The organism is Dubosiella muris (assembly GCF_004793885.1).
In the GTDB taxonomy this organism is placed as follows: Bacteria; Bacillota_I; Bacilli_A; order Erysipelotrichales; family Erysipelotrichaceae; genus Dubosiella; species Dubosiella muris.
On record NZ_SRYG01000002.1, the window covers coordinates 110,088 to 124,517 of the forward strand.

The 14,430-nt window shown below is 54.3% G+C and carries 14 protein-coding genes; 2 read left to right on the forward strand and 12 right to left on the reverse strand.

The window, feature by feature from the left end; genetic code table 11:
• Positions 1-6 precede the first annotated feature (6 nt).
• From E5336_RS01410 to E5336_RS01460, 11 genes are all read right to left on the reverse strand, one after another.
• Positions 7-609, reverse strand: coding sequence for a thiamine diphosphokinase (locus tag E5336_RS01410; protein WP_135979309.1), 603 nt, complete (start codon positions 607-609; stop codon positions 7-9).
• Positions 606-1,271: a ribulose-phosphate 3-epimerase gene (rpe, locus tag E5336_RS01415; protein ID WP_135979310.1), complete on the reverse strand. Its 666-nt coding sequence runs from the start codon at positions 1,269-1,271 to the stop codon at positions 606-608. Before rpe ends, E5336_RS01410 begins: the two co-directional genes overlap by 4 nt.
• Positions 1,268-2,137 (reverse strand): ribosome small subunit-dependent GTPase A, encoded by an 870-nt coding sequence (gene rsgA, locus E5336_RS01420; protein ID WP_135979311.1) that lies wholly within the window; start codon positions 2,135-2,137, stop codon positions 1,268-1,270. The genes rpe and rsgA overlap by 4 nt, the downstream gene beginning before the upstream one ends.
• Positions 2,138-2,139: 2 nt before the next feature.
• Positions 2,140-3,804, reverse strand: a complete 1,665-nt coding sequence (gene pknB / locus E5336_RS01425; protein ID WP_135979312.1) for a Stk1 family PASTA domain-containing Ser/Thr kinase — start codon at positions 3,802-3,804, stop codon at positions 2,140-2,142.
• Positions 3,801-4,718, reverse strand: a complete 918-nt coding sequence (locus E5336_RS01430) for a Stp1/IreP family PP2C-type Ser/Thr phosphatase (RefSeq protein WP_277820729.1) — start codon at positions 4,716-4,718, stop codon at positions 3,801-3,803. The genes pknB and E5336_RS01430 overlap by 4 nt, the downstream gene beginning before the upstream one ends.
• A complete protein-coding gene (rlmN, locus tag E5336_RS01435) occupies positions 4,627-5,694 on the reverse strand; it encodes a dual-specificity RNA methyltransferase RlmN (protein WP_135979313.1) in 1,068 nt (355 codons plus the stop codon). The genes E5336_RS01430 and rlmN overlap by 92 nt, the downstream gene beginning before the upstream one ends.
• Before the next feature lie 32 nt (positions 5,695-5,726).
• A complete protein-coding gene (rsmB, locus tag E5336_RS01440) occupies positions 5,727-6,953 on the reverse strand; it encodes a 16S rRNA (cytosine(967)-C(5))-methyltransferase RsmB (protein WP_135979314.1) in 1,227 nt (408 codons plus the stop codon).
• Positions 6,954-6,956: 3 nt separating this feature from the next.
• Positions 6,957-9,080 carry a replication restart helicase PriA gene (gene priA / locus E5336_RS01445; RefSeq protein ID WP_135979315.1) on the reverse strand — a complete coding sequence of 708 codons (2,124 nt, stop codon included), beginning with the start codon at positions 9,078-9,080 and terminating at the stop codon, positions 6,957-6,959.
• 73 nt (positions 9,081-9,153) lie between these two features.
• Positions 9,154-9,705 (reverse strand): GNAT family N-acetyltransferase, encoded by a 552-nt coding sequence (locus E5336_RS01450; RefSeq protein WP_135979316.1) that lies wholly within the window; start codon positions 9,703-9,705, stop codon positions 9,154-9,156.
• Entirely contained in the window at positions 9,702-10,568 is an 867-nt protein-coding gene (locus tag E5336_RS01455) for a DUF4438 domain-containing protein (RefSeq protein WP_135979317.1), read from the reverse strand. The genes E5336_RS01450 and E5336_RS01455 overlap by 4 nt, the downstream gene beginning before the upstream one ends.
• Positions 10,549-11,286: an RNA methyltransferase gene (locus E5336_RS01460; protein WP_168353503.1), complete on the reverse strand. Its 738-nt coding sequence runs from the start codon at positions 11,284-11,286 to the stop codon at positions 10,549-10,551. Before E5336_RS01460 ends, E5336_RS01455 begins: the two co-directional genes overlap by 20 nt.
• 99 nt (positions 11,287-11,385) lie before the next feature.
• On the opposite strand from E5336_RS01460, the gene E5336_RS01465 reads away from it, so the two are divergent.
• On the forward strand, positions 11,386-12,543 hold the full coding sequence (locus tag E5336_RS01465; RefSeq protein ID WP_168353504.1) for an AI-2E family transporter: 1,158 nt from the start codon (positions 11,386-11,388) through the stop codon (positions 12,541-12,543).
• Between the two features lie 85 nt (positions 12,544-12,628).
• Positions 12,629-13,516, forward strand: coding sequence for a putative manganese transporter (locus E5336_RS01470; protein WP_277820730.1), 888 nt, complete (start codon positions 12,629-12,631; stop codon positions 13,514-13,516).
• Positions 13,517-13,546: 30 nt separating this feature from the next.
• On the opposite strand, the gene E5336_RS01475 is transcribed toward E5336_RS01470, so the two are convergent.
• A complete protein-coding gene (locus E5336_RS01475) occupies positions 13,547-14,428 on the reverse strand; it encodes a YitT family protein (protein WP_135979320.1) in 882 nt (293 codons plus the stop codon).
• Positions 14,429-14,430: the final 2 nt, after the last annotated feature.

Below are 14,430 nucleotides of genomic sequence, written 5' to 3' on the forward strand. Positions count from 1 at the left end.
TTCTCCTTAGCGGTCCGTCATCACGCACAGCACAGCCCCGGAAGCAATCGTCACGATCCCTTCCTTTGCCACAATCGAGTTAGACAACGTGTAAATGTCCGCCACGTCGATCGCGCGCGAATCCAGCGGATACAAAAACCCTTCCAAAGTGATCACGCTTGGCTCCAAAGCGAAAAATGAAACGTTTCGAAAGCGAGCCGGCAGCCGGTGGACGCCCGCCTCCAAACAAAACGCCACCTGCCCTTGATCGTACAGCACCAGATTACGCGCCCGGTACGCGAGCAGCCGCAAATTCGCGATCGTGTGGTCGACACGTCCGCCAAAGGCGCCCGCCAAAACGATGCGATCGAACCCTTTCTCCTTGGCGATCGCGACCGCCAGCTCCGCGTCCGACTCGTCTTTCATGACCGGATGGCGCTCAATCGGAACCGTTTTTTTCATTTGTTCCAACGCGTCCGGACTCATCGAGTCAAAGTCCCCGACCGCGAAAGCCGGCGCAATGCCCGCTTCCTGAAGCCGCAGCGCCCCGGCGTCGACACCAATGTACGTCGCGCCCGTCACGACCGGAATATCCGTCGCCCTTGGCGTCGCTAAGATAGCCGTCTTCATTCCAGCATGCCGGCAATCGAGGAAATGACGTCGTTTTTAAACACGTAACTGCCGGCTACCAAGACGTCGCAGCCCGCGGCGACCGCCTTCTTGTACGTTTTGTCGTTGATGCCTCCGTCGATTTCGATCCGGAACGGCAAGTCTTTTTCCATTCGCTGCCGGTGCAGCCATTTCACTTTTTCCAGCTGGTCTTCCATAAACGACTGGCCGCCAAATCCCGGTTCGACACTCATGATCAGAACCAAATCCAAATCCGGCAGAATGCCGGCAAACGGTTCGATCGGCGTTCCGGGTTTCACCGTGATGCCCGCTTGGACGCCATGGCTGTGGATCTCGCGCAACAGCGCCCGGATCCGTGCCGGATCGTTGTCAAGCGCCTCGGTATGAAACGTAATCAAGTCGGCGCCGTTTTCCATAAAGACTTGCGCGAAAAAAACCGGGTCCTCCACCATAAGATGAACGTCCATAAACAGAGGGCACGCCTTTTTGAATCCACGCAAAATATCCGGACCAAACGTCAGATTCGGAACAAAATGTCCATCCATCACATCAAAATGAAGCCATTCGGCGCGCGAGCGTTTCAACAAATCTAGCTGGTGGTCGACATCCGAATAGTCCAGCGATAAAATCGAAGGCGCGATAATCAAATGATGCTGTTTCATTTATAAGTCTCCTTTCGCGGCGTCGCTTCCACGATCGCCTTATAGTCTTCATACAATGCCAAAGGCACCTTTCCTTCCTCGACCGCCTGTTTTAGAGCGCAGTCCGGCTCATTGAGATGGCGGCAGTCCGAAAATCGGCACGCGCCCACATACGGAGCGAACGCCTTGATCTTGCGATCCAGATTCGTTTTATCCAGCAGCGTAAAATCCAGACTGGAAAAACCTGGCGTATCCGCCACCCAGCCGTTGGCCACCGCATGCAGCTGGCAAAACCGCGTCGTATGTTTGCCGCGGCCAAGCGCCTTGGAAATTTCCTGCGTCTGAAGCTGGAAACCTGGATCGAGCCGGTTGAGCAGCGAGCTCTTGCCCGCCCCCGACTGGCCGCACAGCACGCTTTCCTTGCCGGCCAGCGCTTCGCGCAACCGGGTGTCGTCGCTGCCGGGATACGTTTTCAGCACGTCGTATCCGCACGCTTGCAGCGCGTCGAGCTGCGCCTCGATCTGGTCGCGTTCCGCTGGCGAGGCGAGATCCCATTTCGTCAGGCAAATGACGGGTTCCACGTCGGAAAGCGACACGAGAATAAGAAGCCGGTTCAGCAAGTGGATCGAGAAATCCGGATCCTTGCAGCTCGTGACGATCAGCGCCTGGTCGACGTTGGCGATGACCGGACGCAACAATCTGTTTTTTCGCGGACGCACTTTGACAATGCGATACGAATCCTGCACTTGCTCGTACTCGACGCAGTCGCCGACGACCGGCGCGGTTTGCCGCCGCATTTTTCCGCGCGGAATCGCGACGACGATTTCCTGCTCGTTTTCAATCGTGTAGTGATTGGAAATGATTTTTGTGATGGTTCCTTGTTTCATGGTCAATAATACAGTGTGACGACACTGTCCGTTCCTTCCTGTGTGTATTCGCTGCCAGCCGGCGGCGAGGTGGAGGTCACCTTGTTGAGCGTTGAGCCACTCACCTTGCGCGTCAGAACCGCGATGCCTTGCGAGTTCAAATAGTCTTTCGCCTCTTCCACGTCCATGCCAATGAGCGTGGACGGAATCGTGATTGTCGGATATTGGGAAACGACAAAATGAATCGGCACATTGGCGTCCGGGTCGATGCGGTCTCCCGGTTCGAGCAGCGACTGCTTCAAAATGACGCCGGGATTGGTGTTGGGTTCTCCCTGATACTCGATTTGCACATCGAGATGCACGTTTTGCGCCGCCAGTTCCTGCTGGACGCTCGCCAGCTCAAGACCGGTGTAGTCCTGCACAAGAAAGCCAAGCCCTTTGGACACGACCACGTCGATCGGCGAGTCGCTCAAAATGACGGATCCTTCTTTCTCGCTGGCGCGAATGACGCGGCCTTGTTCGACCGTGTCGCTCAACGCGTTTTCAAAACGTACGTTTTCCAGCGAGAAATGCGCCTGCGTCAAAGCGTCGCGCGCTTCCTGCTCGGTCATGCCGACGATTTCCGGCATCGTTTCATAGCCTAAAAAGCCGCTAAACCGGATGGCGCCTGTCACCGTGCCGATGGCGACCGCCAAAACGCACACGATCGCCAGCCCGGCCGTCCACATGCCCACCGTGATCCATTCATGCCGCTTCTTTTTGCGAACCTCCGGTTTGCGGGCGGCTTTTTTTTGCACTTTCACATGCCCGTCCTCGACTTCGATAATGTCCATCGTCGGATGTTTGAGCACGAGCCGCGGCATATTGCGATACGCCGTTTCCAAACAATGCTCTAAATCGTACAGCATCTCGTCGGCGCGCTCGTACCGCTCCTCCACGTCTTTGGCCGTCGCCTTGAGGACGATATTCTCCACCGACTGCGGGATGGAAGGGTTGAACAGCCGCGGATACGGCATCGGCTCGCGCAAATGCTTGATTGCGATTTCCGTCGGCGTACTCCCTCGAAACGGCACGTCGCCAGTCAGCAGCTCGTAAAAGACGATGCCCAGCGAGTAAATGTCGATTTGCCCGTTTGGCTCCTTGCCTTGCGCGGTTTCCGGCGCCAAATAATGCGCCGAGCCCATGACGGTGTTGTAGTAAGTCAGCTGTACCGCGTCGTTGGCGATCGCGATCCCAAAATCCGTGATCTTGACGGTGCCGTCGTCTTTGACCAGCACGTTTTGCGGTTTGATGTCGCGATGAATGATGTGGTGGGCGTGGGCCGTGACGATCGCGCTCGTCAGCTGATGCATGATGCCAATCGCCTCGTGGTAGTCCAGCGCCCCGCGTTGGGAAATGAGTTGTTTTAGCGTTCGGCCACGCACGTATTCCATGACGATATAATGGCAGCCTTCCGACTCCCCGACATCGTAAATGTCGACGACGTTTGGATGGGAAAGCTTGGAAGCCGCGCTCGCTTCCCGCTGGAACCGCACCAGCGTGACCGGATCCTCGGCCAGCTTGTCCCGCAGCACTTTGATGGCGACTTCCCGGTTCAGGATCTGGTCGAACGCCAAATACACATCCGCCATGCCTCCCTGGCCGATGACCGCCTTGATTTTGTATCGTTTCGCTACGATGTCGATCATGGCCGGTCACCTGCCTCTTTTTCCAGCAGCACGATCGTGCAGTTGTCCATGCCGCCGGCCTGGTTCGCCTTGCTGATGAGAAGATTGACCTTTTCAGACAGCGACAGCCGCAAGTCGTTGACAATGTCGCAAATCGCGCTTTCGCTCACATAGCCGTGCAGTCCGTCGCTGCACAACAGCAAGTGCCGGTAGTCGGAGTCGATTTTGTGCAAGTCCATCCGGTAGACGCGCCACACACCCAGCGCCGAAGTCAAAGTGTTTCGCTGCGCGTGCGACTTGGCCTCCTCCTGGGACAGCTTGCCTTCCCGCATAAGCTGGGCGATGACCGAATGATCCTCGCTCATTTGGATGAAGCCATCCGCGTAGTCGGCGTACAACCGGGAATCGCCCACATTAAATATATAAGTCGCGAAGCGGGTAATGAGGGCGCCCACGCACGTCGTTCCCATCCCCCGCTGGGTTTTGTTGCGCATCGAGCGCGCGAAAATCTGGTCGTTGGCTTTGTTCAGCATTTCCCGGATCCAGCGCTCGACTTGATAGTCTTTTTTCAAAACCGGCGACTTCATAAATTCATTGTACAGACACGTCGTGGCGATATTGCTCGCGACCTCGCCCGCCGCGCTGCCGCCAATGCCATCGCACACAAGCGCCAGCCAGTCCCCGTTGTCGTTGCGGGCGATGCAGTAGTCATCCTCGTTGGTGCTTCTTGTCTTTCCAATATCTGTATTCCCGCAAACTTTCATCGCTTCCTCCTTCCCGTTTCCACTTGTTTTGTTCGTTTCCTTGACCCCTTGTTCATGTCCTTCCCCTTTCTGTTTTGGCTCACGCGTCCAAATCCGACTCGGCTTTTTCCTGACGGGCCTTGATTTCCTTGATTCGCAGCTGGCCGCACGCGGCGTCAATGTCGTTGCCATGCTCCTTGCGAATCGTGCACCGGACGCCTTCTTTCATCAACGCGTCGTAAAAGACCATCGCCTCCTCGCGCGTCACGCTTTGAAACGTCTTCTCGTCCACGCTATTGTACGGAATCAGGTTGACATAGGCGTTGAACCCTTTCAGCAGCTTGGCCAGCTGGCGCGCATGCGTTTTCGAATCGTTGACGCCTTTGAGCAAAATGTACTCGAAAGTGAGCCGCCGGTTGTTTTTGGCGCCATACTCGCGCAACGCGTCCATCAGCTCCTCGAGCGGATACGCGTGGTTGATTGGCATGAGCTGATCCCGCAACGCGTTGTTGGGCGCGTGTAGCGAAATCGCTAAATTGTATTGCGTGTGGGCGTCGGCAAACGCGCGAATCTTCGGCACGACGCCGCACGTCGAAATCGTGATGTGTCTGGCGCCGATCCCGATGCCGCGGTCGTGGTTGAGCGTCGCCAAAAAATTCATCACGTTGTCATAATTGTCAAATGGCTCGCCGGTTCCCATCACGACGATGTGCGAAAGCCGGTCCCCTGTCTTGTCCAGTTCCCGCTGGACGTTCATGAACTGCGCGACCATTTCGCCGCTTGTCAAGTTCCGTTTCTTTTTGGTCAGCCCGCTGGCGCAAAACGCGCACCCCATATTGCATCCGACTTGGCTGGAAACGCAAATGCTTTTGCCATAGTCAAAATGCATGAGGACGCTTTCGAGCAGCGCGCCGTCCTGCGTCTGAAACAAAAATTTCGTCGTTCCATCCGCCGCCACCTGCTTGCGCACCAAAGTCAGCGGGTCGATGATAAACTCTTTGGCCAGTAGCTCCCTTGTGTCTTTTGACAAGTTGCTCATCTCGTCAAACGATGTCGCCCGCTGCCGGTACAGCCATTGAAAAATCTGGTGTCCTCGAAAGGATTTCCATCCGCAAGACTGCGCGAATTCCCCCATTTCCTCGTAATTCAGGTCGTAAATACTTTTCATATTTTTTCTTCCTTTCGTGTTCCAAAGTGTTATTATAGCACGTCGTCCGCTGATTTTTTCAGCTTCGCGACGTAAAATCCATTGGTCGTTTTCGATGGCTCGATCGTTTTTTCCATATCCAGGCTAAACGCGGGATGGGATTTTAAAAACTTCGCCACCTGCTTCTCGTTTTCCTTTTGATTGAGCGTACAAGTCGAATACACGAGCACCCCGCCCGGTTTCACATGAGCGGCCGCCTGCTCCAAAATCGCCGCCTGCACAGGAATGAGCGTGTCCATCGTGGCTGGATCCAAATGCAGCTTGATGTCCGGCTTTCTCGACAGCGTTCCATAGCCGGTGCAGGGCACGTCGCACAACACCCGGTCATATAGCCCCAAACCGCTTAAATCCGTCGCGTCCTGACAGCGCGCCTCCACGTTTTTTAAATGGAGTCGGCGAATGTCGTTTTGGATGAGCGCCACCCGGTGCGGATGCAAGTCAAGCGCCACGACGTGTCCCCGGTCACGCATCGTCTCGGCGATCGCCATCGTTTTTGTTCCCGGCGCGGCACACACATCCAAAATCATCTCTTCGGGTTTTGGATCGAGAACGCGGACGATTTCATACGCCCCCAGATCCTGCGGCGACACGACACCTTCGCGATACAAAGGATCGGCTTCCAGCGTGTTGCCGGTATACTGGTAAATCGGATCGCGCAACTCCTGAAGCCGGTCAACCTCCGGCTTGTCTTTCATAACGTTGCGGCGCACCGACAAAGACTGGGTATCCAGGCTCGCCTTCGCGAAAGCGAGCGCCCGATCCGCCCCGTACTGGGCGATCCACATTTTAACAAGCCAGGGCGCGATCGAATACGTTGTCGCGATCTCGTCGACATCGTCCCGGAACTCGATTTTCCGCTCCCGGTCCACCTTGCGCAAGATGGCGTTCACAAAACCCGCCGCTTGCGGACGAATCATTTTCGCAAGGGAAACGGCTTCGCTGATGACGGCATACGCCGGCACCTTTTCCAAAAAGAGGAGCTGGTATACGGACATCGTCAGCAAAACGCGGATCTTTTTGTGGACTTTGTTCCCGTTAGAGTACTGGCTCCACATCCGCTGGCAATACGTGTAGTTGCGCAGCGTGCCGTAAAAAATCGTCGTCGCCAGCGCCCGGTCTTTCTCGTCGACTTCGCGCAAGTGTTTTTTTAAATACAAGTTGCTGTAGGCGCCATCCGCGACGACCGCGCACAACGCCTCCAAAATCCAGTTTCTTACCATGGTTTATTCCTCCAGCATCAATGGATGCATATTGATTTCCATTTTCACATTGGACCGGTCGAAATGATGGACCAGATCCCACATCACCGTTTCCAAATGCGGCTGACTTTTGTCTTTTACCAGCAGCCGCACGCGCTTTTTCTTCATGCGCATCGAGATTTCAATCGGCCCAAGCACCCGCACGCCGTCCAGTCTTTCTTTCGCCTGCCTGGCGACGCGCTCCGCTTTTTCTAAATCGTCATGCGAGAAAACGATCGTGGCCATATACACATAAGGCGGATAGCTGCCCAAATGCCGATACTGCATTTCACGGACGAAAAACGACTTGTAGTCGTGGTTTTGCACGCTTTTCATGACGTAATGGTCCTGATCGAACGTCTGGATCAGCACCTCGCCTTCCTTTTCGGCGCGCCCGGCGCGTCCGGACGCCTGTTCCAGCATCTCATACGCGATTTCGCTTGCCCGGTAATCCGAGCGAACGAGTCCGGCGTCGGCTTGCAAAATCCCGACAAGCGTCACATTCGGAAAATCCAGCCCTTTGGCGACCATTTGCGTGCCAATCAAAATATCGCCTTCGTTTTCAAATTGTTCGAGCAGCCGGGCGTGGGCGTTTTTTTTCCGCGTGCTGTCCGCGTCCATGCGAACGATGCGAGCTTGCGGAAAAAGCGACTGGATGCGCTGCTCGAGCTTTTCGGTTCCCATGCCGTGATTGAAAAAATGCTTTGATCCGCAATGCGGGCACGTGTGGTCGAAAGCGTACACCGTTCCGCAGCAATGGCACATGAGCGAGTCGTTGGAGCGATGGTACGACAACGCGATCCCGCAATCCGGACACGTGATGACTTCGTTGCAGGCCTGGCATTTGACGACGGGCAAATAGCCGCGCCGGTTCAGCAGCAAAATCACCTGCTCCTTTTTTTCGAGCCGTCTGGCGATCGCGTCCAGCAGGCTTTGCGAAAACCCCTGAACGACCGGTTCCTGCCGCAAGTCGATCATTCGAATCGCCGGCATCGTTCTGGCGATTCGCTGTTTGAGCTCGACCAGCTCGAACACGCCCCGATACGCTCTGGCGTACGATTCAAGCGAAGGCGTCGCGCTGGCGAGAACGACTTTGCAGTGATGATACGCGCCACGCCACAGCACGAGGTCGCGGGTGTGGTATTTGGGCATCATGTCCTGCTTGTAGGACGTGTCGTGCTCCTCGTCCATTAAAATCAATCCAAGATTGGAAAACGGCATAAAACACGCGGAACGGGTGCCGACGACGATTTGCACTTCGCCGGTTCGCACTTTCTCGTACTGGTCGTATTTCTCGCTGGCGCTCATTTGCGAATGGTAAATGGCGATGTTTTGACGAAACCGCGAACGGACGCGGGCGATCATCATCGGCGTCAAGCCGATTTCCGGCACGAGAAAGAGCACTTGCCTGTTTTCGGAAAGCGCTTGCTCGGCCAGCCGCAAAAACACTTCCGTCTTTCCCGAACCCGTGACGCCATGCAGCAAAAACACGTCGTGGCTGGACGCGCTGATTTGGGCGATGGCATCGCGCTGCTCGTCCGTCAAGGCGAACGTCTGGTCTTCCTTTTCCGGCAAATCCAGCGCGCTTTCCTTGCGCCGCTTCTCGACGCGCAAATACCCGCGCTCCAAAAACGAGCGGGCATGCGACTTGGCCAGTTTTCGAAACGCGCTAGCCTTCATTGGCAGCGCATCTTTGAGCCGCTCCCACGTTTCCTGTCCTTTTTTTGTCAAAGGCTGCGTGGAATCGCCGGCGACAAACCAGTCCTCGTACACCACACTGGCGCGGCGGGTGGCGGGGCGCAAAGCGGGTGGCAGCATCGCTTTGAAACAGCTCATCATGCTCGAAACGTACGTATCGGCCATGTAGGCCGCCAAGCCAAAGAGCTCCTCGTTGAGTAGCGGCTGTTCGTCCAGCACTTCGATCACGTCTTTGATGCGGGAAGGATCGTCGGGCTGCTCGCACGCTTCCATGACAATCGCCACAAGTTCGCGATGGTTGAACGGCACTTTGACGCGCATTCCCCGTTCAAGCGCCGCGTCGTGACGGTAAGTGAAAGTTTGATTGAGATCGAGCGCGACATGCTCGATCCACACGTTGTAGAATGGCATACGATTATTGTATACCGAGATCGCCGAGGTGTGCAAACAAATGGCGCGAAAACAAAAAGGCGGTCCAAGCCGCCTAGTTTTCTGAAATGACCGCGCCGGAATTTTCCAGCGACATTTTTGAAATGTGTTCCGTCAGCCGCATTCCCTCAATTTGACACGTCATGCCGGTTCGGGAATGATCGTAAACGAAGCCGCACTTTTCCTGCACCCGTCTCGATTTTTCGTTGCCGTCGAAATATCCGCACCACAACGTGGACAAATGAAGGTCTTCTTTCGCGTACCGGATCAGCGCCGCGACCGCCTCGGGCACCAGTCCCTGCCCCCAGTACGGAACTCCGATCCAGTATCCGATTTCCGCTTCCTGGCTGGAGCGCGTCAAACGGGAAGCCTCGCCAATCATCAAGCCCGCGCTGCCAACCGGCTCGTTCGTTTCCTTTAAGACGATAGCGTACGTGCCGGGCGCCGAAAGAATCGTTTCAATGATTTGCCGGCTGTTTTCCACGCTTGTGTGCGGTGGCCAGCCCGCGCAAGGGCCAACGCGCGCATCGCTGGCGTACCGGTACAAGGAAGGGGCGTCTTCCGTTCGCCACGGGCGCAAAATCAGTCTTTGCGTTTCAAGATTCATAGACGTTCGATTCCTTCCATGTACGTTTTCAAATTGGCGTCCGCCTCGACGCGCGGAACGATCTGGCCTTCTTTTTTCGTGGTGGCCACGACGCAAACGCCCGGACCATGTCCGCTGGTAAACGAGTCGGAATGGACGATGACGCCAATCGACATCGCGCCGCGCAAGTAGTGCGGCCCATAGGTGCAATCGTGGTCCTGGATCGCGACAAAGTCGCCAAAGCGCAGCTTGTCGATGCCGTACTGCTTGTTGGCCGCCTCGTCCTGGGTCATGATGTCGTAGTCGCCTTCCATCATCGTCTGGCTGCCAAGTCCGCTCCCCATCAAATGCGCCGGCACGATCGTGACGACCGGCCACGACAAGGCGCCGTTTTCTTCACGCACCGGCATGGCGGCCAGCAAGTCGGGATCAAGGTTCATCATATGCACGTCGGGATGGTCAAGCAGTTTGAGCCCCTGCCCATACGCCTTGATTAAAAACGTTTCCGTCCCATCCATGTTTTCAATGACGTCCGGCGGAAAACAAGCCATCGTGTGGTCGACGCCGCCATGCGTTCCGCTGACGTAGCCTGTCTTCCCTTTTTGCTCGCCGTTTAAAATCTTTACTTCGTTGCCGACGCACGAGAACGTTTCCAAAGCGTGGTTTTCCTTGGGGCCGGCGTTGGCCATGGAAACGCCAGGCTCGATATGGTCGCCCGCGATGTTCATACACGAATCCCCGATGGCGTGCGAATACACCACGCCGCCGGTCCCGATCGGCATTCGGCCCTTGCCGTCGTAGCCGACATAAAAACCGGATACCCGCGGATGGTCGACTTTCGCGTTGAGCGCGATTTTGACGAGTTTATCTTGATTGATGTTCATGTTCGATCTCCTTGTTCCGTTTGGTGAAGGCGAAAACCGCGGCCGAGCTGGCGGTATCGAGGGCGTTGCGGTAGTCGCGGCCATATTGAATATAGATGTTTTCATCGGCGTGTTTGAGAATCTTTTTCGAAAGACCGCGCATGGCGCCGCCAATCGCGATGCAGCAAGTCGAAGGAAAGTCATATGTCGCCAGCGGGACGGCGTCTTTGCGATGCGCGCAAAGAAGCGGAATATGGTGCTTTCGCAAATAGTCGACGCATTGTTCCTCGCTGGCGTACGCGATGTCCAGTTTTTCGAACGCGCCCGCGCTCGCTTTTAAGATCGTGTCATACGCGTTGGACCAGTCCCGGGGCGGCAAAATGAGCAAATTGGCGCCCGCCGCGTAAATCGTGCGGCACACGCTGCCCAGGTTGTAAGGGTCCTCCAGCCCTTCGATGTAAAAAACCGCGCCGCTTTTTTTCCCAATCGTTTCAATGCTTGGAATCACGAGATCCTCGGCTTCCAGCGCCATGCCGCCATGGGTTTTGGATCCGGTTAGCTCGTCGAGTTTTTCCCGGGGCGTCTGAAGCACGGCCACGCCGGCTTTTTTCGCTAAATGAATAATGTACGAGAAGTCTTTTGTTCGCTTGTTGGGATCCACGTACAAGGGTCCCGCTTTCCGCTTTCCTGCCTCTAAAATCGCCTTGCAGGAAATGGTTCCTTGATAAAATTTGTTCATGGTTCCATTATACGCCGTTTTCCGAAAATGTCCGTTTAAATTGGGTTTTCCAATCGAAAACAAGATGATAGAATAAACACAATGCAGAGGAGGTGCTCGATGCATATTGAAATTTCAAAAGAGATGCGGAAGCGAATCATCGTCTATTCCTCATCTTTGATCCTCGCCATTCTTGCCTATACATTAATCAACCGGTTCGATGAAGTGATGGGTATTGCTGGCCGGATCACCAGTATATTGTTTCCGTTCCTGCTTGGTTTCGCGATCGCGTTCATTTTAAATCAGCCCGTCATGACCTTTGAGGAAAAAGTGCTGGGGCGCACAAAGCTGAACGGGCCATCCAAGCGGATTCTTTCCGAGCTTGTGATTTTCATCATCGCGATTGGATTGCTCATTTTGATTGTCGGCATGGTCGTTCCTTCGTTGATCGACTCGATCAAGACGTTCACGACCAATGTCCAGGAATACTCCAACACGCTGTATGAGTACATGGACTACATCGCCAAAACGTTCAACATTTCCTCGGATATGATTTCGAAGTGGTTCGCGGATCTGGATCTGCTGCCTTCGATTACCGAGGCGTTGCGCTCGTACTTGCCAAAAATCGCGGATTATTCGGTGGGGTTTGTCAAGGAGATCGCCAACTTCATCATCGCGATCGCGGCGGCGTTTTACATTTTGCTGGACAAGGAATCTTTGATTCGCGGAATCAAAAAGCTGAACTATTCGATTTTTTCCAAAGAGATCGCCAACTATTTGACTTTGTTCTCGCACGACGCCAAGGAAGTGTTTGAACAATACATCGTCGGCAACTTGCTGGATTCCCTGATCGTGGGCGTGATTTGCTATTTCGGGATGCTGATTTTCAAGATCCCCTACGCGCCGATGATTGGATTTATCGTGGGCGTCACCAACGTCATCCCGATTTTCGGTCCGTTTCTAGGCGCCATTCCGGTCATTATCATTTTGCTGCTCATCAATCCGTGGTTTTCGCTGATCTTTGCGATCTTCATTTTGGTTTTACAGCAAATCGACGGCAATGTGCTCAAACCGGTTATCCTTGGCGACAAGCTCGGGATCTCGGGTTTCTGGATTTTGTTTAGCGTGACGGTGGGCGGCGCGCTGGGTAGCATTTTGGGAATGTTCCTTGGCGTTCCGGTGTTCGCGCTTATTTACGCCAGCTTAAAAGATTTGGCGCAAATCAATCTGGAGCGAAAAAACATTGAAATCAACGACGAGTCCGGCATTATCCGGTAAACGAAAAGCGCGTGGCGCTTTTTTTGTATCTAGCGTGCAATATTTCGCGGAATGAATACAATGAAACTAGAATTGGAGGGATTTTTTGGATTTTTTCATCGACTGCATCCTGGATGCGGGGCACGACACGTGGCTCATGCTGCCGCTGTTGTACATCGCGTATTTGGTGATTGAATACTTTGAACGAAAGGACTCGAAAGACGATAAGCTGTTTTTCGCGCTGCAAAAGTACGGGCCGCTCGTTGGCGCGCTGATCGGGCTCATCCCGCAATGCGGGTTCAGCATTTTGGGCGCGATGCTCTTTGTGCAAGGAAACATCACGATCGGCACGCTGCTGGCGGTGTTTATCGCGACAAGCGACGAGGCGGTGCCGATTCTTCTCGCCGAGCCCGCCTTGTTTTCGACTTTGATTTTTTTGCTCCTATGCAAATTCATCCTCGCGGTGGCGGTTGGATTTTTCGTCGACCACGTTTTGTTCCGGCACCAGAAGATTTTGCGTTTCGAAGATCTTCCGGAAGAGGAGGACGTGGAAGTGTTCGAGGAGGATGAAAACAACGCGAGCGCCTGCCCTTGCTGCTATCCGGAGTACCCGATGGCGCTAAGCGCCTTGATCCGGACGATCAAGATTTTCGCCTTTGTCTTTTTGACGACAATCGCGTTCAATTTGCTTATCGGATGGATCGGCGAGGCGACCTTGTCTAAATTCCTGCTGACGGGTTCTCTTTTCCAGCCGGTGCTGGCCGCCTTCTTTGGTTTCATTCCGAATTGTGCGGCGACCGTTATCCTTTGTCAGCTGTTCGCGCTTGGCCAGCTGTCGTTTGGCTCGTTGCTGGCTGGATTGATTACGAACGCCGGTCTGGGCTTTCTCGTTTTGTTTCAATATGGCGAAAACAAAAAGACGATCGCCAAGATCGCCTTCCTGTTGTGGATCGTCGCCGTCGTGTGCGGCGTCGCGTTTCACTTGTTCGCTTGACGGTATCGCTCGATATCGTCTTTTTTTGCGCTATTCAATGGGCTGCTGGTAAAAGTTGCCGTAAAAGTTCGCCGTTTTGTACGTGTTGACGATGACTTTGGGATCCGCCTTGCGCACCTGGTCGATGACTTCCCTGGCCTGGTACGAGCTGACAACCGTTTTGCAGATGTAAAACTTTTTGTTGGAGTACGCGCCGTGGGCTTCGATAATGCTCATGCCATGCCGGCAGCAGCTCATAAACGAGTCGATCACAAGCTGGGGTTTGGCGGTCGTGAACTCGATCGTGATTTGCTCGTAGCGCTGATACAAACTGGAAATCGTCTTCGTGGACAAAAACTGGAAGATGATCGAATAGCCGGCTTCCTTCCACCCGAATACGAATCCGTAGCACACATACATAAAGCAGTTGAAATAAAATACATAGTCCCAAATGCCTTTATGGATCTTGTTCGAAACGTATTGCGCGATAAAATCCGTTCCGCCTGTCGAACCTCCCGCTTTGAGCGCCAGAGAAATGGAAAAGCCCCAGAGCACACCGCCAAACAAGATGTTGAGCACCTGGTCGGTGAAGAGCGGTTCGAACTGGCAAAATGTCAGCAGCAGCGACACGAGCGAAAACTGGATCGTGCTCAAAAGGACAAACCGTTTCGAAATGGCTTTGGCGCATAAAAGCGCGGCTGGAATGTTGAGCAGCAAAATCCCGGCCGACGTCGTGAAATCGACGTGGAACAAAGCGAACGCCTTGTGCATAAACAGCGCGATTCCCGTGAAGCCGCCGGAAATGAGATTGCATGGGTCCATAAACACATTGATGATGTACACTTGAAGAAAGGCGCTCACGCACACCATCGCCAAGGACAAGATCAATCGAAAGACTTTGTTTCGATTCAATCTTTTAAAAAATTCAATCATAA

Excerpts from the sequence above, each read along its gene's own strand:
- E5336_RS01475 (WP_135979320.1), bottom strand. The coding sequence starts at position 14,428 with ATGATTGAATTTTTTAAAAGATTGAATCGAAACAAAGTCTTTCGATTG.
- E5336_RS01430 (WP_277820729.1), bottom strand. The coding sequence starts at position 4,718 with ATGGCAACGACATTGACGCCGCGTGCGGCCAGCTGCGAATCAAGGAAA.
- E5336_RS01450 (WP_135979316.1), bottom strand. The coding sequence starts at position 9,705 with ATGAATCTTGAAACGCAAAGACTGATTTTGCGCCCGTGGCGAACGGAA.
- priA (WP_135979315.1), bottom strand. The coding sequence starts at position 9,080 with ATGCCATTCTACAACGTGTGGATCGAGCATGTCGCGCTCGATCTCAAT.
- rpe (WP_135979310.1), bottom strand. The coding sequence starts at position 1,271 with ATGAAACAGCATCATTTGATTATCGCGCCTTCGATTTTATCGCTGGAC.
- E5336_RS01455 (WP_135979317.1), bottom strand. The coding sequence starts at position 10,568 with ATGAACATCAATCAAGATAAACTCGTCAAAATCGCGCTCAACGCGAAA.
- rsmB (WP_135979314.1), bottom strand. The coding sequence starts at position 6,953 with ATGGTAAGAAACTGGATTTTGGAGGCGTTGTGCGCGGTCGTCGCGGAT.
- rlmN (WP_135979313.1), bottom strand. The coding sequence starts at position 5,694 with ATGAAAAGTATTTACGACCTGAATTACGAGGAAATGGGGGAATTCGCG.
- rsgA (WP_135979311.1), bottom strand. The coding sequence starts at position 2,137 with ATGAAACAAGGAACCATCACAAAAATCATTTCCAATCACTACACGATT.
- E5336_RS01460 (WP_168353503.1), bottom strand. The coding sequence starts at position 11,286 with ATGAACAAATTTTATCAAGGAACCATTTCCTGCAAGGCGATTTTAGAG.
- E5336_RS01410 (WP_135979309.1), bottom strand. The coding sequence starts at position 609 with ATGAAGACGGCTATCTTAGCGACGCCAAGGGCGACGGATATTCCGGTC.
- pknB (WP_135979312.1), bottom strand. The coding sequence starts at position 3,804 with ATGATCGACATCGTAGCGAAACGATACAAAATCAAGGCGGTCATCGGC.
- E5336_RS01465 (WP_168353504.1), top strand. The coding sequence starts at position 11,386 with ATGCATATTGAAATTTCAAAAGAGATGCGGAAGCGAATCATCGTCTAT.